Source organism: Streptomyces sp. NPDC039423, from assembly GCF_055598725.1.
Window position 1 is genome coordinate 480,209 of the sequence record NZ_JBVKAH010000002.1, and the last position, 18,585, is coordinate 498,793.

The following is an 18,585-nucleotide window of genomic DNA, read 5'->3' on the forward strand; positions in this document are numbered from 1 at the left end:
CGGCGCCGCGTCGCCCGCCTCGGCCCGCGCGGATCGTCACGCGTCCGCTCCGGCCGGGTGAGCCCCGCCGCCACGCCCCGGCCCGTCCGGGCGTGGCCCCACAGGGTGAACCCCACCGCCGTCCCGCCCCGTCCCGCCGCCCGGCGGATCTCCCGCCCTCCGTACCCGCCCTTACGATGGGGGACATGACTGCTACGCCTGCCAGCCCGTCGTCCGACAAGCGCGTCCTCCTCGCCGCTCCGCGTGGTTACTGCGCCGGCGTGGACCGTGCCGTGATCGCCGTGGAGAAGGCTCTGGAGCAGTACGGCTCGCCGATCTACGTCCGCCACGAGATCGTGCACAACAAGTACGTCGTGCAGACCCTGGAGAAGAAGGGCGCCATCTTCGTCGACGAGACGGCGGAGGTCCCCGAGGGGTCCATCGTGATGTTCTCCGCGCACGGCGTGGCGCCGACCGTCCACCAAGAGGCCGCCGAGCGCAAGCTCGCGACCATCGACGCGACCTGCCCCCTGGTGACCAAGGTCCACAAGGAGGCGGTCCGGTTCGCGAACGAGGACTTCGACATCCTCCTGATCGGCCACGAGGGCCACGAGGAGGTCATCGGCACCTCCGGCGAGGCCCCCGACCACATCACCCTGGTCGACGGCCCGGACGACGTCGAGAACGTCACCGTGCGGGACGAGTCCAAGGTCGTCTGGCTCTCCCAGACCACCCTCTCGGTCGACGAGACCATGGAGACGGTCGACAAGCTGAAGGAGAAGTTCCCGCAGCTCATCTCCCCGCCCAGCGACGACATCTGCTACGCCACGCAGAACCGCCAGACGGCCGTGAAGCAGATGGGTGCCGAGGCGGACCTCGTCATCGTCGTCGGCTCCAAGAACTCGTCCAACTCCGTCCGGCTGGTCGAGGTCGCCCTCGGTGCCGGTGCCAGGGACGCCCACCTGGTCGACTTCGCGGACGAGATCGACGAGGCCTGGCTGGACGGCGTGTCCACGGTCGGCGTCACCTCCGGCGCCTCCGTGCCCGAGGTGCTGGTCGAGGGCGTCCTGGAGTGGCTGGCGGCGCGCGGCTTCGAGGACGTGGAGATCGTGAAGGCCGCCGAGGAGTCGATCACCTTCTCGCTGCCGAAGGAGCTGCGCCGCGACCTGCGGGCCGAGGCCGCCGCCCTCAGCGAGGAGCGCTGACCGAAACCCGGTGACCGACGGCCGCTCCCCGTAACGTTGGGTCCATGAACGTCTTCGGAGTGGACATCGGCGGGTCGGGGATCAAGGGCGCTCCCGTGGACCTGGAGCGTGGAGATCTGGCCGAGCCCCGCCACAAGGTACTGACACCGCACCCCGCGACGCCGGACGACGTCGCGGGGTGCGTTGCCGAGGTAGTCGCCCATTTCAACTGGTCGGGACCCATCGGCGTCACCTTCCCCGGTGTCGTCACGGACTCCACCATCCGCACGGCGGCGAATGTCGACAAGAGCTGGGTGGGCGTGGACGCGGCCGCGCTGCTGGGCGACCGGCTGAGCGGGATGCCGATCACGGTCCTCAACGACGCCGACGCGGCCGGGATCGCCGAGATGACCTTCGGCGCGGGACGCGGCCGCAAGGGCACGGTGATCACCCTGACCTTCGGTACGGGCATCGGCAGCGCGCTGTTCGTCGACGGCCGGCTCGTGCCCAACACCGAGCTGGGCCATCTGGAGCTCGACGGTCACGAGGCGGAGAAGCGGGCGTCGACGAAGGTCAAGGACGACAAGGACCTGAGCTGGGAGGACTGGGCCCACCGGGTGCAGAAGTACCTGGCGCACGTCGAGATGCTGTTCTCGCCGGAGCTCCTCATCGTCGGCGGCGGCGTCAGTCGCAAGGCGGAGAAGTTCCTGCCGCTGATCAAGGACGTGCGTGCCGAGATCGTCCCGGCGGAGCTCCAGAACAACGCCGGCATCGTGGGCGCGGCGATGGCCGCCGCGGCCCGCTGAGGGACCGGCCGGCCGTCAGCGCTGGCCGGCCCGGGCGGCGGCGGCGGTCCGCTGCCGCCGCCCCATCTGCCGTACCTTCCGTACGGAGGTGATGACGCCCGCCACCAGGGTGCCGCCGTACAGCCAGCCCGCGTGCACGGCGAGCGCGGTCACCACGGCCATGGTCCGGCCGCCGAAGCCGCCGGGGCCTCCGGCGATCGGGACGACACCGGCGGCGAAGGCGATCGGGACGCTGATCGGCGCGGTCACCAGGTCGGCGTCCCGCACCCACAGCGCGGTCAGGGCGCTGACGGGCAGGAAGAGCATCCCGTACACCAGCGGGGAGCCACCGAAGAGCAGCCGGTCCAGACAGCCGAGCAGGAACATCGTCGCGGCCGCGAACAGCCCGGCGCCCAGCCCGGTCAGGCGCGGCGAGGGCAGCCGGCGCAGCGCGAGCACCACGGGTGGCACGGCCCGCCGTCCCGGCCGCCCGGTACCGCCGGGCCTGCCGGCGCCGGGCCCGCCGGCACCGCCGGTCCGGCCACCGCCCGGGCCGCCGGCCGCGCGCCCCGGCCGGTCACCGGCACCGGGCCCCGCCGCGGGGCCCGCCCGGCCGCCCGGCCTCGCGGGCGGCCGTGTGGGGCGCGTCCCGGCGGGGCGGGTGCCCGCGCCGTCGATGAGCCCGCCCGGGGGCAGGGGGCCGGGCGCCGGCGGGGCCGCCGACGCCGCGGGGGCCGCCGGGCCCGCCGGCCCGCCCGGGGACTGCGCCCGCCGGGGGCGCTGAGGGGGACTGTTCCTGTGCTGCTCCACCTGACCAACGTAGGTCGCGGGGGCCCGGGAATCAGGCATGGGACACGCCCTTTGGGTGACCTTGGCCAAGAGTTCGCCCTACGGCCGCCGTCGCTCCCCGCTCCGCCACGCCCGTAAACTGGGGGGTCGGCCCACCATCCTCACTTCTAGGGAAGTCGCCAACGTGTCGCTCACGATCGGAATCGTCGGCCTGCCGAATGTCGGCAAGTCGACCCTGTTCAACGCCCTGACCAAGAACGACGTGCTGGCGGCCAACTACCCGTTCGCCACCATCGAGCCGAACGTCGGCGTCGTCGGCGTCCCCGACGCCCGGCTCACCAAGCTGGCCGAGATCTTCTCCTCGCAGCGCGTGCTTCCGGCCACGGTCGACTTCGTCGACATCGCCGGCATCGTGCGCGGCGCGAGCGAGGGCGAGGGCCTGGGCAACAAGTTCCTGGCGAACATCCGCGAGTCGGACGCGATCTGCCAGGTCATCCGTGCCTTCAAGGACGAGAACGTCGTCCACGTCGACGGCAAGGTCTCGCCGAAGGACGACATCGAGACGATCAACACCGAGCTGATCCTCGCCGACCTCCAGACCATCGAGAAGGTCCTCCCGCGCCTCCAGAAGGAGTCCCGGATCAAGAAGGACGTCGCGCCGAAGGTCGCGGCGGTCGAGGCGGCCAAGGAGATCCTGGAGCGGGGCGACACCCTCTTCTCCCAGGGCATCCTCCAGGGCTCCGAGAAGGCCGAGCTCCTGCACGACCTGCACCTGCTCACCACCAAGCCGTTCCTCTACGTCTTCAACGTCGACGAGGACGAGCTGACGGACGAGACCTTCAAGAACGAGCAGCGTGCCCTCGTCGCCCCGGCCGAGGCGATCTTCCTCAACGCCAAGCTGGAGGCGGACCTCGCCGAGCTGGACGAGGAGGACGCCATGGAGCTCCTCCAGTCCGTCGGCGCCGAGGAGCCCGGCCTCGCCACCCTCGCCCGCGTCGGCTTCGACACCCTGGGCCTCCAGACCTACCTGACGGCCGGCCCCAAGGAATCCCGCGCCTGGACCATCAAGAAGGGCGCGACCGCCCCCGAGGCGGCCGGTGTCATCCACACCGACTTCCAGAAGGGCTTCATCAAGGCCGAGGTCATCTCCTTCGCCGACCTCGTCGAAACCGGCTCGGTCGCCGAAGCCCGCGCGGCCGGCAAGGCCCGCATGGAGGGCAAGGAATACGTCATGCAGGACGGCGACGTGGTGGAGTTCCGCTTCAACGTGTAGCGGGTGACATACCACCACGTCGCTGATCTGGCAAACATGCAGGTCGGAAGGGGTTCGACTTTCTGGAGTCGGACCCCTTGGTTTTCCCCGTGCTGGGATGGTGCTGGGATGGCTGACCCCTCGTCACCTGTCATCATCCCTGCTCATCCCTACCGTGCTGGGATTGCGCTGGGATGTGGATCGGCTGTGGTGCTGGGCTCCGCCCTGATCCCCTCGTGACCCCGATTCGATCGCTGAGGGGAACGCCGACTGCTGCACCCGGTACCTACCCAGGCCGACCGGTAAGAGCAGGTCGAGGAGGCGTGGCTGAACCGTGGGACGGTGGCTGCTGTCTCTGGCAAAGTGATCGGCACGGCTAGACGAATTTCGTGAGGAACCTGTGAGCACGCTCGGTAGCTTCATTTGGTCAATCGCTGACCAGCTTCGGGGCCCGTACCGCCCCAACCAGTACGGGACAGTGGTCCTTCCGTTCACGATCCTGAGACGGCTTGACTGCGTACTCGAGCCGGACCGCGCGGTTGTACGGGATCTGGCAGCGAGGTATGAGAACCCGAACCGGCTCAAGGTCGAGGTCAAGAAGGCCACGGGGCGGACGTTCTACAACACCTCCAACTACACGTTCGCGAACCTGTTGGCCGATGCAGACGGGTTGGCGGACAACCTCGCTGAGTACATCGACCTGTTCTCCGCCGACGTGGATGTGTTCGAGTACTTCGACTTCAAGAATGAGATTCTGGCCCTGGAGAAGGCCGGGCTCTTGCGCGAGATCGTCAAGTCCTTCGGCGCCGTCGATCTGCATCCCAACGTGGTGTCCAACGCAGACATGGGGGATGCGTTCGAGTACATCATCCGCAAGTTCAATGAGGCCGCGAACGAGACCTCCGGAGACCACTACACGCCGCGCGACGCGATCCGGCTGCTGGTTGACCTCCTCTTCGCGGAGAAGGGCGTCGAGTTCCCCGGAGAAGAGATCATCCGGACGCTGTACGACCCCACGGCCGGCACCGGTGGCATGCTCTCCCTGGCAGAGGAGCACCTCCTCAAGCAGAAACCTGACGCGAGGCTGACCCTGTATGGCCAGGAGTACAACCCGCAGTCATATGCCATCTGCAAGTCTGACCTGCTCGCCAAGGGTCACGACACGACCAACATCGCCTTCGGTAACACGCTCACCGATGACGCCTTCAAAGGTCGCCAGTTCGACTACTGCATGTCCAACCCGCCCTACGGGGTGGAGTGGAAGCAGTACGCCAAGGCAGTCAAGGCGGAGCGTGACTCCGCCGGCCCCTACGGCCGCTTCGCGCCGGGACTCCCCGGGACCTCGGATGGCCAGATGCTCTTCTTGCTCCACCTGGCCCACAAGATGCGCGCACCCGAGGACGGCGGCGGACGCGTCGGCATTGTTATGAACGGCTCGCCGCTCTTCACCGGCGCCGCCGAAAGCGGCCCCTCCAACATCCGGCGATGGATGCTGGAGAACGATCTCGTCGAGGCGATCGTCGCCCTGCCGATCAACATGTTCTTCAACACGGGCATCCCCACCTACATCTGGATCCTGGACAACAACAAGCACTCCGACCGCCAGGGCAAGGTCCAACTCATCGACGGCACGTCGTTTTGGACCAGGATGCGCAAGAATCTAGGTTCGAAAAATCGCGAGATCCGCGACGGTGATCGGGCCCAAGTCCTGCAGTTGTACGCCGATTTCGAAGACGCTGATCCGGACCTCTCCAAGGTGCTGCGAAACGACGAGTTCGGCTACTGGACCATCACCATCGAACGTCCGCTGATGGACGACCACGGCAAACCGATCGTTGACCGCAAGGGCAACCCGAAGCCGGACTCGAAGAAGCGCGACACCGAGAACGTGCCCTTTACCTACGCCGACTCGACAGCTGGCGTGTCTGCAGAGCGCGAGGTTATTCAGGCATACTTCGACGCCGAGGTGAAGCCACACGCCCCCGATGCCTGGATTGACTGGGCAAAGACCAAGGTTGGCTACGAAATCCCCTTTACCCGCCAGTTCTACAAGTACCTCCCGCCCCGGCCACTCGCCGAGATCGACGCCGATTTGGACAAGCAGGTTGCCAAGATCATTGACCTGCTGCGAGAGGTGGAACAGTGACGGGACCTCTCTGGGGGGCCGTGCCCGACGGATGGTTGGCAGGCCAAGTCAAGAACGCTGCTACGGTCACACTCGGCAAGATGTTGCAGAGTAAGAACTCGGGTAGTGACGCACGTGCACCCTACATGCGCGCTGCGAATGTGCAACCTGATGGCGTATTGGCCATCGATGACGTGAAGGAGATGTGGTTCGGCGAGGGTGAACTGGAGCATTTGAGCATTCGCGCGGGCGATGTTGTCGTTGTTGAGGGTGGTCAGGGCGGGTTCGGTCGTGCTGCTTTTATCGACAAGGACCTTCCCGGCTGGGGCTTCCAGAACTCGATCAATCGGCTTCGACCAATTGGTGACTTTGACGGCCGTTACATCGCGTACTACCTTATCGCGCTGCGGGCTAGCGGCTTCATTCGCGCCTATTCCAACGTTGTCTCAATGCCGCACCTCACGGCAGAAAAGCTCGCCAGGATTCCGATCCTGATTCCGCCGGTGGAGCTGCAGCGTGATATTGCAGACTACCTCGACCGAGAGACGGCCCGCATCGACACCCTTATCGAAGAGCAGCAGCAACTGATTGAGATGCTCCGCGAGCGCCGTGCAGCCGCTATCTCGAATGCCGTGCTAGAGGCGACATCTGTGCGGATTCAACTTCGCAGAGTCGTCGACGTTATCGATTGCGCCCATGTGACCGCGGAGTTTGTCGACGACGATAAACGCTATCCGGTGGCGAGCATCCGTGAGTGTCAGGGCGCCACGGTAGATCTCTCAGGATGCAACTATACGACAGAGGAGTTCTTCGAGCACCTCCGGGCTTCGGGACGGGCTCCCCGTCCGGGTGACCTGCTCTTCATTCGAAACGTCTCCGTGGGGTTGGTTTCAGTCGTGACTTCGGACTTGCCCGAGTTCGCGGTTGGGCAGGAGACCGTCCTTCTGCGTCGAAACAGGGACATCGATCCATCATTCTTGCGCTACGCGTTGATCGGGGCCGAGGTTAGGCATGCGATTGAGAGCGCCATGATCGGGAGCACGTTCCGCCGAATCAATGTGTCTGCCATTCGCGCCCTGCCGGTGCCGATTCCTTCGCTTGATGAACAGAGGCGCATCGCTGTTCAACTGGACGAGCAGACTGCGAAGACCGACACGCTCATCGAGGAGACCGAGCGGTTTATCGAGCTCTCCAGAGAGCGGCGGTCGGCGTTGATCACGGCGGCGGTGACGGGGCAGATCGACGTACAGGGGGCGGCGTGATGGCCGATCATAACGAGCACGTCTTCGAGACGGAGATCTGCGAGTACCTGAAGAAAAACGACTGGCTGTACTCGAAGAATGACCGTGACGGCGGTGAGTACGACCGGGAGCGGGCACTGTTTCCGGACGACCTGTTCGAATGGCTGAAGGATACGCAGAGACCGGCGTACGAGAAAGCGTTGAAAGCGGCGGGCTCGAAGGAGAAGTTCCTCAATGTGCTGACCGCAGCGCTCGACCGACCGCTGGAACATGGCGGTGGGACGCTGAACATCCTGCGCAATGGAGTGCAGTACATCGGTGGCGGCCGGTTGAAGATGGCGCAGTTCCGACCCGAGACGTCGCTCAACGAGACCACCACGGCGCACTATGAGGCGATGCGGGTGCGGGTGGTACGGCAGGTGTACTTCTCGACCTCCGACCAGCGCAAGATTGATCTGGTGTTCTTCGTCAATGGGCTCCCAGTGGCCACGGTGGAGCTGAAGACCGACTTCACCCAGTCGCTGGATGAGGCGATCAACCAGTACAAGCAGGACCGCAACCCGTTGACGAACGGGCGGCCGGAGCCGTTGCTGTCGTTCGGTCACAGGGCTCTGGTGCACTTCGCAGTCTCGAACGACCTGGCGGCGATGACCACGAAGCTGGAGGGGGCGAAGACTCACTTCTTGCCCTTCAACGCTGGCTTCGACAGCGGTGCCGGTAATCCGCCCGGCGCGGACGGACGGTCGGCCACGGCGTACCTGTGGGAACGGGTCTGGGAGAAGCACGCCTGGCTGAACATCATCGGGCGGCTGATGATCGTGCAGACCAAGGAGGAGTGGGACGTCACCACCGGCACATCGGTGCGGCGTACGAGCATGCTCTTCCCGCGGTTCCATCAGTGGGAGGCCGTCACGAGGCTCGTCGAGGCGGTGAAGGAGGAGGGGGTTGGGCAGCGGTACCTGATCGAGCACTCGGCTGGGTCGGGAAAGACGAACACCATCGCCTGGACGGCACACCGGCTGGCGCGGCTGCATGTCGAGGACAAGAAGGTCTTCGACTCGGTCATCGTGGTTGTGGACCGCACCGTGCTCGACTCACAGCTACAGGATGCGATCCGACAGATCGACGGCACCGGCAAGATCGTCGCGACGATCAGCCCCGAAGACGTCCGCAAGGCCGGTGCGAAGTCGAAGTCGGGTCTGCTGGCGCAGGCGTTGAAAAACGGTGAACTGATCATCGCGGTGACGGTGCAGACCTTCCCGCATGCGTTGGACGAGATACGCACCGACGCCGGCCTGAAGGGCAAGCGGTTCGCCGTCATCGCCGATGAGGCGCACTCCTCCCAGTCGGGTCAGATCTCCTCGAAGCTGAAGCAGGTGCTGACGGCCGAAGAGATCAAGGAGATCGAGGAGGGCGGCGAGGTCGATGTGGAGGCGGTGCTGGCCTCGGAGATGACCGAGCGGGCCGAGTCGGAGAACATCTCCTACTTCGCCTTCACCGCGACGCCGAAGAACAAGACGCTGGAGCTCTTCGGTCGCAAGGGGGTCGACGGCAAGCCGCGCGAGTTCCACCCGTACTCGATGAAGCAGGCGATCGAGGAGGGCTACATCCTCGACGTGCTCAAGGGCTATCAGTCCTACGACACCGCACTGAAGATCGCCGGCAAGGCCGAGAGCGGTGACGGAGGAGAGGTCGAGGAGGGTGCCGCCCGCAAGGGTCTGATGCGGTGGGTGCAGCTCCACCCGACGAACATCGGCCAGAAGGTGCAGATCATCGTCGAGCACTTCCACGCCAACGTCGCCTATCTCCTCGAAGGCAAGGCGAAGGCGATGGTCGTGACCGACTCGCGCAAGTCCGCGGTGAAGTACAAGCTGGCCATCGACGCCTACATCGCCAAGCGTCGCGCCGAGGACGCCTCGTACAATTACCGCACCCTGGTGGCCTTCTCCTCCGGGGTGGCGATGGCAGAGGACGAGACCTGGCACAGCGACTGGGGCCCGAGGCCGTCGAAGGACGACGAGTTCACCGAGGCCAACATGAACCCCGGCTCCGGGGCCGATCTGGCGGCTGCGTTCAAGGGCGATACGTACAAGATCATGCTGGTCGCCAACAAGTTCCAGACCGGCTTTGATCAGCCCCTGCTTTCGGCGATGTACGTAGACAAAAAGCTGTCAGGGGTCGCCGCGGTGCAGACGCTCTCGCGGCTCAACCGCACGCACCGTACCGCCGGTGGGGAGCAGAAGCGCAAGACGTTCGTCATCGACTTCGCCAACAAGCCCGAGGACATCAAGGCGGCCTTCGAGCCGTACTTCAAGAACGCGACCCTGGAGACCGAGACCGATCCGTACGTCGTCGTCCACCTGGCCAACAAGCTTGCTCAGGCCGGAATCTACACCGAGGACGAAGTGCGTAAGGTCGCCGAGCTGTGGGTGACTCGGAAGGGTAACAACGCGCTCTCGGCGGCGATCAGCCCGGCGCAGCACGACTTCCGGCGCCGCTACACGCGAGCGATCCAAGATGAGGACAAGGTCACGCTCCAAGCACTCGACCTGTTCCGTAAGGACGTCGCCACCTACGTACGTCTCTATGACTTCATGTCCCAGATCGTCGACTACGGCGATCCCTACATGGAGATGCTCTCGATCTTCCTACGCCTGCTGGAGAAGGTAATCGCCGAGTCTGCTTGGGCAGCTGACATCGACCTCTCCGACGTCGTGCTGGTCGGGGTCAAGCACAACAAGGCGATCGCGGTCGACATCTCACTCGTGGGCGACGGGCAACTGAAGGGCATCAGTGCCGCCGGCACGGGTACGAAGAAGGATCCGAAGTACGTCGCGCTCCAGGTCGTCATAGACAAGATGAACGACCTCTTCGGCGCCGAGTCGTTCACCGCATCGCAGATCAGGGAGTTCGTGCAGGGTCTCGTCGAGCGGTTGCTCGATGACCCAAACCTGGTCAAGCAGACCAAGGCGAACTCCAAGAAGCAGTTCCTGGAGTCACCAGACTTCCAAGCGGCCGTCACGGAGGCAGTCGCAGACAACCAGGACGCCCACAACACGATGGCCGACTACTTCTTCACCGACGGGCCAGCCATCAACGCGATCATCATCGCCCTCGCGGATGCCTTCTACGAAGCAGCAGTCGATCAGCAGGTGGATTCAAGCTGAGTAAACGCCGAGGTCAGACGTCCTTGATCTGCACTTGGTCGCCGCACAGCTTCGACCAGTCGTCGCGATCCGAGGTCAGTACGAGGACGGGTGCCGGGGAGCGGAGCGCCATCGCGGCGACGAGGGCGTCGATGGCGTACTTGTGGCCGTGCAGGCCGCCGGCGTCGCTCAGCAGCTGCACCGCGGTGAGACTGTCCGCCTGGGTGACGTCCTGGACCTGAAGGCGGGAGAGCAGCCAGCGCAGCCGGGCGGTATCTGTCTTCCCGTAGACGGCTTCTACCACCGTCAGGGCCGACACGAGGACGGGTACGCCCACGCGCCGAGCGGCCTCGATCCGGGTGATCATCTGGCGATCGTTGCGCAGCAGCAGCGACAGCGCCTGGGAGTCGAGCACCAGGGACCTGGCCGCGGGCTCCTTCATGCGGCGCTGTCGTTCGACGCGTACGGCGCCGGTGCGTCACCGAACAGTTCGCTCTGCGCGGCCTGGACTTCGGCCTCGCTCAGCGGCTCGTGCTCGGCTTCGTAGGCGGCCACGATCTCGGCGAGGCCGTCCATGGCGAGCTGATGCCGGACCGCCGCCGTCACGTACGCGGACACACCGCGCTTCCCGGTACGCGTGCGCAGAGCGCCGAGGAGTTCCGAGGGCATCGAGACGGAGATGTTCTCCGTGCCGCCGGGGCGAGGTGACTTCATGGTCGCAAGTCTAGTACAGAAACTATTACAGCGTCGGAGTGCTGTGCGGTCTGTATCCGGGGCGGGCGTCGATGCGTAGTCTTGGCGCTTCTGGATCTTCTTGTGCTTTGCAGTGAACCCCGTGCTGGGATGGTGCTGGGATGCGCCCGCATACCTGCAGGTCAGAGCCTTGTGGTGGAGTTCCGCTTCAACGCGTGAGCGCAGACATGCAGGTAAGAAGGGGTCGGACTCTGTCGAGTCCGACCCCTTCTTCCTCACGCTCAGCCGCGATCAGGTCTGGGTGAAGTGGTGCAAAGCGGGGGCCCGGTGGGGGGCGTGAACCGTGCGCCGGAACGCGGGCGGTTCGTGGGCCGCGCGTATCCTCGGAAGGTTGGCGGGGCGCGGACGGCGGAGGTGAGAGGTGGAGTTCCGGCTGCTCGGTTCCGTCGCGGTCGTGACGGAGGGCGGGGACGTGGCCCCCGGGCCCGCCAAGCGGTCCGGCCTGCTGGCCATGCTGCTGCTGCGGCCCAACACCGCCGTGAGCGTAGGGCAGCTGACCGAGGCCCTCTGGGAGGACGAACCGCCCACCCACTCCAAGACGGTCCTCCAGGGGCACGTCTCCCGGCTGCGCGCGCTGCTCACCCGGCACGACGCCGAGGCGTACGGGATCGAACTCACCACCCAGGGGGCGGCCTACGCGCTGCGGATGCCGGAAACCCTGGTGGACGCCCACCGTTTCGAGGAGCTCGTCGCCCTCGCCCGCTCGCAGCGCCGGCCCGCCGACACCGTGCGGATGCTCCGCGAGGCCCTGTCCTACTGGCAGGGGCCCGCGCTCACCGGCACCGTGCGGAGCAGGCCCCTGGAGGCGGCGGCCGGCGCCCTGGAGGAGCGGCGGCTGGCCTCGGTGGAGGCGCTCGCGGAGGCGTACGGGCGGCTCGGCGAGCACGACCGGGCCGCCGCCGTCCTCCGTACCGAGGCCGTCGCGCACCCGTTGCGCGAGTCGCTGGCCTCCGCGCTGATGCTGGCCCTCGGCCGCTCGGGGCGCCAGTCCGATGCCATCAACTGGTACCACCGCACCCGGCGGCTGCTCGCCGAGGAGCTCGGTGTGGACCCCGGCGAGACGCTCGGCGAGGCGTACGCGACGCTGCTGCGCGCCACCCCTCCGCCGCCCGCCCGGCCCCGTCCCGCGGCCGGCCCTCCCGCGGCCGCACCCGTCACCGCACCCGCCGGCATCGCGGTCCCGGAGCTGCTGCCCCGCCCGCCGCGCGGGTTCACCGGGCGGGCGGCCGACCTGGCGGCGCTCACCGAGGCGGCCGAGGGCGGGGACGCCCCGGTCTGCCTGGTCACCGGGCCCGCCGGGGTCGGCAAGACGGCGTTCGCCCTGCACTGGGCGTACGGGCACCGCGCCCGCTTCCCCGACGGCCGGCTGTTCGCCGACCTCCGCGGCTTCAGCGACACTCCGGCCCCTGACACCGGCTCCGTCCTGCGCGAGTTCCTCCTCGCCCTCGGCACCCCGCCCGAACGCGTCCCCGAGACCCCCGCCGCCCGGGGCGCGCTGTTCCGCTCGCTCACCGCGGAGCGCCGGATCCTCGTCGTCCTCGACAACGCCCGCTCCTCCGAGCAGGTCAGGCCGCTGCTGCCCGGCGGTGACCACTGCGCCACCCTCGTCACCAGCCGGGACCGGCTCGGTGGCCTCATCGCGTCCGACGCCGCCCGGCCCGTACCGCTCGGGCACCTTCCGCCGGCCGACGCGGCGGCGCTGCTCGCCACCGTGCTGGGCGCCGGGCGGGTCGCCGCGGAGCCCGACGCCGCCCTGACGCTGGCCGGGCTGTGCGACGGGCTGCCGCTCGCGCTGCGGGTCACGGCGGCCCGGCTGGCGGAGCGGCCGCGGTGGACGCTCGACGCGATGGCGGGCGAACTCGCCGACGAGCACGGCCGGCTGGCCCTGCTGAACGTCGAGGACACCGGCGTCGCCGCGGCGCTGCGCCTCACCGTGCAGCAACTGCCCGAGCCCGCGGCCCGGACGTTCCGCGCGCTGGGGCTCCACACCGGGTCCGACCTCGACCGGTTCACGGCCGCGGCGCTCGCCGGGACGTCCCCCGCGCAGGCCTCCGCCGACCTGGACCGGCTGGCCGCGGCCCATCTGCTCACCGAATCCGTCCCCGGCCGCTGGACACCGCACGACCTGGTACGGCTCTACGCCCGCCGACTCGCCGCGGGGGCGGACCCCGAGGGGCTGCGCCGCCTCCTCGACCACTACCTCTACACGGGCCTGGCGGCCGACGCCGCCGCCGAGCCGGGTTCCCAGCCCTGCTACGCCCTGCCCGCCGACGTCCGCCGGCCGGCCGCCACCAGGGAGTTCGAGGACCGGGCGGCCGCGCTGGCCTGGTACGAGGCGGAGCGCCCGGCGCTGGAGGGGGCGGTCGCGGCCGCCGCCGCCCTGGGCCTGTACGACCGGGCCTGGCGGCTCGCCCTGGTGCAGTGGCCGCTGATGCTGTGGCGGATCAGGGACGGCTGGACGCCGCTGCTGCTGGCGGGGCTCGACGCGGCCGAGCGGGAGGGCGACCCCGACGCGCAGTCGCGGACCCGGGCGTTGCTCGGCTGGGTGCTGCACGAGGAGGGCCGGGACGAGGAGGCCCTGGTCCACCTGGAGAAGGCGCCCGCGCTGGCCGCGCTGGCCGGGGACACGATCAGTGAGGCCATCGCGTACGTCAACCTGGGCGCCGTCCTGGACTCCACGGGTGCGTCCCGCCGGGCCGGGGCGCTGATGGCCCGTGCGGTCTCCCTCGCCGCCGCCACCGGGCACCCGCCCACCCAGGTGCTGGCCCTCCAGCACCTGGCCAGGCACTGTCTGACGACGGGCGCCCACGAGGAGGCGCTCGCGCACACCCGGCGGGCGCTGGAGCTGATCTCGCCGGACGCGTTGGTCGGCCGCGCCGAACTGCGGATCGTCCACGGTGAGGCGCTCGCCGGTCTCGGCCGCCGGGAGGAGGCCGCCGAGCAGTTGCGACGGGCGGGCGAGGCGGCCGACGCGGCGGGGTACACCGAGGGCGTGGAGCGGGCCGGCGAGCTGTTGGCGCGGCTGCCGGTGGGGCGTTAGCGGCACGTAAGCGGGACGGCAGCGCGGGACCGGAGGCTGTGTACGGCACCGAACGCGTGCGCCGACCGACCGCAACGGGGGAGAACCACCATGCGTCACCACCGCAGGAACCGCACGAACCGCACGAATACCGTCCTGGCCGCGACGGCCGCCGTCGCCCTCTCGCTGGGGCTGACCGCCTGCGGGGGCGGCGGCGAAACGGGCGCCCAGGACGCCGGGGCCGCGGCCAGCACCACCGGCGCGGCGCGACCGGGCACCGGAACCGGCACCAGTAGCAGCGGCTCGGGCTCCGGAACGGCCACCTCCGCCACGGCCACCGGCGGCGGTACGGGCACGGCGGGCGGGGGCACCGGCGGCCGGGCCGCCTCCACGGGCAAGGGCGCCGCTGCCGGCACCGCCGCGAAGCCCTCCGGGCAGGCCCCCGTCTGCACCTACCAGGACGTGGCCGTCACCATGCGGAAGGCGGACGAGACGCCCACCGAGCACATCGTCCTCACCGCCACCAACACGTCCGGGCGGACCTGCCGCCTCCTGGGGTACCCGCTGATCGCCTTCGGCGAGATCCAGACCGCCCGGAACGTCTCCGCCGTGGCCAAGAGCAAGCCCGCGGCCCCGGTCGTCCTGGAGCCCGGCGCCCCGGCGTACGCGAACGTACGGGTCGCGCTGGGCGGCGTCGACGAGGAGACGAAGGTCGTCACCGGCTTCACCGTGAACCTGTTCGCCGCCGACGGCCCGGCCGAGGGCAGTGACACCGTCGCCGTCCCCGCCGGGGGACTCGCGGTCGACGAGGCCGCCGCCAAGACCGGCTACTGGACGCCCGAGCTGCGCAACGGCGCGGACGACTTCTGAGCCCGGACGCCGCGTCCGCCGGGGGAGCGGCCGCGCCCGGCGCACCCCCGTCGGCCGTGGCCGTCACACCGACAGCGTCACCTCGTGGATCTCGTCGGGGGAGTGGCCGGTGCGCTCGTGGATGCGCTTCACCGCGTCCGCGGAGGGGCCGGTGGACAGGCAGTACACCGTGCCCGACTCCGGATCGGCCCAGGCGTGCTCGAAGTGCACCCCTTCGTCCTTCTCGATGGCGAGATCCGCCCGGTGCGCCTCGTCGAGCTGCTCGGACGTGATGCCCTTCATTCCCCGGTGGACGTCCATGTACGTGGCCATGGCTCCCGCACCTCCGATAGGTGGTCGGTTTCGGCCCCTCTTCCATGCTGCACCCGCCACCGCCGGGCGGCGCGCGGGCCGGGCCGCTGCCGGGGCCGGGTGGTGCTCAGGCGGGGGCGAGCCCCGACTTGGCGCCCGCGCCGCACAGCGGCACCACCACGTCGCCGTCGCGCGGCTCGGCGGTGACCGCCGCCCAGCAGGCCACGCCCGTCGACTCGACGAACAGCCCGCGCGCGGCCAGGTCGAGCTGGGCGGCCCGGATCTGTTCCTCCGTCACCGTGCGGAACGTGCCGCCCGATTCGCGGACCGCGCGGAGGACTTGGCGGGCGCGCGGCGGGTCCGGGATGGCGATGCCCTCGGCGAGGGTGGGCCGCGCCGGGGCGGGCGCGGCCGGCCGGTCGGCACCGGTCCGGAACGCCTCCGCGAGCGGTGCCACCGCCTCCGCCTGAACGGCCACCAGGGCGGGGCGTGAGCGGATCAGGCCGTGCCGATGCAGCTCGGCGACGGCCAGGGCGGCGCCCAGCAGGAGGGTGCCGTTGCCGACGGGGACGACGAGCGTGCCGGGCAGCCGGCCGCCGAGGTCCTCCCAGATCTCGTACACGTAGGTCTTGGTGCCGTGCAGGAAGTACGGGTTGAAGACGTGCGAGGCGTAGAAGGTGCCCGGTTCGCCGGCGGCCTCCCGGGCCGCCCGGGCGGCCGCCTCGCGGTCGCCGGGGACGACGGTGAGCCGGGCCCCGTGGGCGCGGATCTGCTCCAGCTTCTTGGTGGAGGTGCCCTCGGGGACGTACACCGCGCAGTCCAGTCCCGCGCGGGCGCAGTACGCCGCCACGGCGGTGCCCGCGTTGCCGCTGCTGTCGGCGATCACCCGGCGCGGGGCGAGGCGGCGGGCGAGTTCGGCGAGCATGACGGCGCCCCGGTCCTTGAACGACAGGGTGGGCATCAGGAAGTCCAGCTTGGCCGACACCGTGTCCGTGAGGCGGATCAGAGGGGTGCGGCCCTCTCCGAGGGTGCAGTACGGGTCGGACAGCGGCAGGGCCTCCTCGTACCGCCACATCGAACCGGCCCGGCCGGCGAGCGAGGCCCGGGGCACCGGTCCGGCCGTGAAATCCAGGTCCCAGGGGCCCCGGCACCCGGGGCAGCACCAGGTCAGCGCGGATACGGGTGATCGCGTACCGCACACCGGACATACGTAGCCCGCCGACAGGCTCATGAGAGCCAGCATGTCACGCGTATGGCGGCCGTGTTACCGGAGCGTCAGGACCCTTGTGGGATTCCTATGGATCGGTCAACCTTTCGCTCGGCAGACGGATTCGGGCAACGCCGCGTACACGGCGGCGCTGTTTGTCATGCCCCTGCCGAAAACCCCCACAGCAACGCACCACCAATGAGGAGGACCCCTCACATGTCAGTGATGCGTACCCCGCGGCGAAGACTGGCCGCAGCCGGCGCCACCGTCGTCGCCGCCCTCGCGCTCGGCACCCTCTCCACTCTCCCGGCCACCGCGGCCGCGGCCGCCCCGGAGGGCGTGATCGAGAACGCCGGTGCCCCCGGCGCCATCGCGGGCAGCTACATCGTCACCCTCGACGAATCGGCCGCCGACGCCGAGTCCACGGCGGGCAAGGCCGTCGCCGCCCGCTACGGGGCCAAGATCGAGAGGACGTACACCTCCGCCCTCAACGGCTACGCCGTCCAGCTCACCGAGGACCGGGCGAAGAAGCTCGCCGCCGACCCGGCCGTGGACTCCGTCGTCCAGAACCGCGTCTTCACGGTCACCGGCACCCAGCCGTCCCCGCCGTCCTGGGGCCTGGACCGGATCGACCAGCGCGCCCTGCCGCTCAACCAGAGCTACACCTACCCCGAGCCGGCGGGCGAGGGCGTCACCGCGTACATCATCGACACCGGCGTACGCATCACGCACGGCGACTTCGGCGGGCGGGCCTCCTACGGCTACGACGCCATCGACAACGACAACACGGCGCAGGACGGCCACGGTCACGGCACGCACGTCGCCGGCACCGTCGCCGGGTCCTCCTACGGCGTGGCCAAGAAGGCCCGGATCGTCGGCGTGCGCGTGCTCAACAACTCCGGCTCCGGGACCACCGCGCAGGTCGTCGCCGGCATCGACTGGGTGACCCGCAACGCCGTCAAGCCGGCGGTCGCCAACATGAGCCTGGGCGGTGGCGTGGACTCCGCCCTCGACACCGCCGTCCGCAACTCCATAGCCTCCGGCGTCACGTACGCCATCGCCGCCGGCAACGACGGCCGTGACGCGTCCAACTCCTCGCCGGCCCGCGTCGCCGAGGCCATCACGGTCGGCTCGACGACCAACACGGACGCCCGCTCCAGCTTCTCCAACTACGGCAGCCTGGTGGACCTGTTCGCACCCGGCTCCTCCATCACCTCGTCCTGGAACACCAGCGACACCGCCACCAACACCATCTCCGGTACGTCGATGGCGACCCCGCACGTCGCGGGCGCCGCGGCGCTCTACCTGGCGAACAACCGGACGGCCACCCCGTCGCAGGTCGCCACCGCGCTCACCTCCGCCGCGACCACCGGCGTCGTGGGCAACCCGGGCACCGGCTCCCCGAACCGCCTGCTGTACGTGGGCGACGGCGGCACCACGCCGCCCGGGAAGCGCTTCGAGAACACCGCCGACTACGCGATCAACGACAACGCGACCGCCGAATCGCCGATCACCGTCAGCGGCGTCACCGGCAATGCCCCGTCCGCCCTTCAGGTGCCCGTGAACATCGTTCACACGTACATCGGTGACCTCCAGGTGCAGCTCATCGCGCCCGACGGCACCGCGTACACGCTCAAGGGGTACGGCACCGGCGGCAGCGCCGACAACATCAACACCACGTACACGGTCAACGCCTCCTCCGAGGTCGCGGACGGCACGTGGAAGCTGCGCGTGAGCGACAACGCGAACTACGACACCGGGAGGATCGACTCCTGGGCCCTCCAGTTCTGAGGGAGGGAGCGAGCGCGGACGAGCGAGCGCGCGTGAGCGAGCGCGCGTGAGCGTGTGACGAGGAGCGGTCATCCCCGCGGTGACCGCTCCTCCCGTTCCGGCCCCGTACGGCGTTCCGGCCCGTACCCCGTTCCGCCTCCGTACGGCGTTCCG

14 protein-coding genes are annotated in these 18,585 nt (G+C 69.1%); 9 read left to right on the forward strand and 5 right to left on the reverse strand.

Features of this window, described 5'->3' with window-relative positions; translation table 11 throughout:
• The first annotated feature begins 185 nt into the window (after nucleotides 1-185).
• Nucleotides 186-1,184 (forward strand): 4-hydroxy-3-methylbut-2-enyl diphosphate reductase, encoded by a 999-nt coding sequence (locus tag ACZ7LK_RS08240; protein WP_392272264.1) that lies wholly within the window; start codon nucleotides 186-188, stop codon nucleotides 1,182-1,184.
• Nucleotides 1,185-1,228: 44 nt separating this feature from the next.
• Nucleotides 1,229-1,969 carry a polyphosphate--glucose phosphotransferase gene (gene ppgK / locus ACZ7LK_RS08245; protein ID WP_392272263.1) on the forward strand — a complete coding sequence of 247 codons (741 nt, stop codon included), beginning with the start codon at nucleotides 1,229-1,231 and terminating at the stop codon, nucleotides 1,967-1,969.
• 15 nt (nucleotides 1,970-1,984) lie between these two features.
• On the opposite strand, the gene ACZ7LK_RS08250 is transcribed toward ppgK, so the two are convergent.
• Nucleotides 1,985-2,419, reverse strand: coding sequence for a DUF6542 domain-containing protein (locus ACZ7LK_RS08250; protein ID WP_392272262.1), 435 nt, complete (start codon nucleotides 2,417-2,419; stop codon nucleotides 1,985-1,987).
• A gap of 502 nt (nucleotides 2,420-2,921) precedes the next feature.
• Between ACZ7LK_RS08250 and ychF the strand changes: the two genes are divergently transcribed.
• The 4 genes from ychF (at nucleotide 2,922) to ACZ7LK_RS08270 (ending at nucleotide 10,522) form a co-directional block, all read left to right on the forward strand.
• The gene (gene ychF, locus ACZ7LK_RS08255) at nucleotides 2,922-4,010 is read left to right on the forward strand and encodes a redox-regulated ATPase YchF (protein WP_392272261.1); all 1,089 of its coding nucleotides are present in this window, start codon (nucleotides 2,922-2,924) and stop codon (nucleotides 4,008-4,010) included.
• Nucleotides 4,011-4,389: 379 nt separating this feature from the next.
• Nucleotides 4,390-6,135 carry a type I restriction-modification system subunit M gene (locus ACZ7LK_RS08260; protein WP_471139060.1) on the forward strand — a complete coding sequence of 582 codons (1,746 nt, stop codon included), beginning with the start codon at nucleotides 4,390-4,392 and terminating at the stop codon, nucleotides 6,133-6,135.
• Nucleotides 6,136-6,215: 80 nt separating this feature from the next.
• Nucleotides 6,216-7,376, forward strand: a complete 1,161-nt coding sequence (locus ACZ7LK_RS08265; protein WP_471139063.1) for a restriction endonuclease subunit S — start codon at nucleotides 6,216-6,218, stop codon at nucleotides 7,374-7,376.
• Nucleotides 7,376-10,522, forward strand: coding sequence for a type I restriction endonuclease subunit R (locus ACZ7LK_RS08270; protein ID WP_471139065.1), 3,147 nt, complete (start codon nucleotides 7,376-7,378; stop codon nucleotides 10,520-10,522). The genes ACZ7LK_RS08265 and ACZ7LK_RS08270 overlap by 1 nt, the downstream gene beginning before the upstream one ends.
• 13 nt (nucleotides 10,523-10,535) lie before the next feature.
• Here ACZ7LK_RS08270 and ACZ7LK_RS08275 read toward each other — a convergent pair whose 3' ends face one another.
• Together ACZ7LK_RS08275 and ACZ7LK_RS08280 are read right to left on the reverse strand one after the other, a co-directional pair.
• Nucleotides 10,536-10,943: a PIN domain-containing protein gene (locus ACZ7LK_RS08275; protein WP_121787123.1), complete on the reverse strand. Its 408-nt coding sequence runs from the start codon at nucleotides 10,941-10,943 to the stop codon at nucleotides 10,536-10,538.
• Nucleotides 10,940-11,215, reverse strand: coding sequence for a hypothetical protein (locus ACZ7LK_RS08280; protein ID WP_014048106.1), 276 nt, complete (start codon nucleotides 11,213-11,215; stop codon nucleotides 10,940-10,942). Before ACZ7LK_RS08280 ends, ACZ7LK_RS08275 begins: the two co-directional genes overlap by 4 nt.
• Before the next feature lie 400 nt (nucleotides 11,216-11,615).
• Here ACZ7LK_RS08280 and ACZ7LK_RS08285 point away from each other — a divergent pair, with 400 nt between their 5' ends.
• Together ACZ7LK_RS08285 and ACZ7LK_RS08290 are read left to right on the forward strand one after the other, a co-directional pair.
• On the forward strand, nucleotides 11,616-14,294 hold the full coding sequence (locus ACZ7LK_RS08285; protein ID WP_471139068.1) for an AfsR/SARP family transcriptional regulator: 2,679 nt from the start codon (nucleotides 11,616-11,618) through the stop codon (nucleotides 14,292-14,294).
• Between the two features lie 90 nt (nucleotides 14,295-14,384).
• Nucleotides 14,385-15,143, forward strand: coding sequence for a DUF4232 domain-containing protein (locus ACZ7LK_RS08290; protein ID WP_471139071.1), 759 nt, complete (start codon nucleotides 14,385-14,387; stop codon nucleotides 15,141-15,143).
• Nucleotides 15,144-15,206: 63 nt separating this feature from the next.
• Here the strand turns inward: ACZ7LK_RS08290 and ACZ7LK_RS08295 are convergent, their stop codons facing one another.
• Together ACZ7LK_RS08295 and ACZ7LK_RS08300 are read right to left on the reverse strand one after the other, a co-directional pair.
• Entirely contained in the window at nucleotides 15,207-15,455 is a 249-nt protein-coding gene (locus tag ACZ7LK_RS08295) for an SCO4226 family nickel-binding protein (RefSeq protein WP_392272256.1), read from the reverse strand.
• 106 nt (nucleotides 15,456-15,561) lie between these two features.
• A complete protein-coding gene (locus ACZ7LK_RS08300) occupies nucleotides 15,562-16,665 on the reverse strand; it encodes a threonine synthase (protein WP_471139074.1) in 1,104 nt (367 codons plus the stop codon).
• A gap of 192 nt (nucleotides 16,666-16,857) precedes the next feature.
• On the opposite strand from ACZ7LK_RS08300, the gene ACZ7LK_RS08305 reads away from it, so the two are divergent.
• A complete protein-coding gene (locus ACZ7LK_RS08305) occupies nucleotides 16,858-18,432 on the forward strand; it encodes a S8 family peptidase (RefSeq protein ID WP_392272254.1) in 1,575 nt (524 codons plus the stop codon).
• Nucleotides 18,433-18,585: the final 153 nt, after the last annotated feature.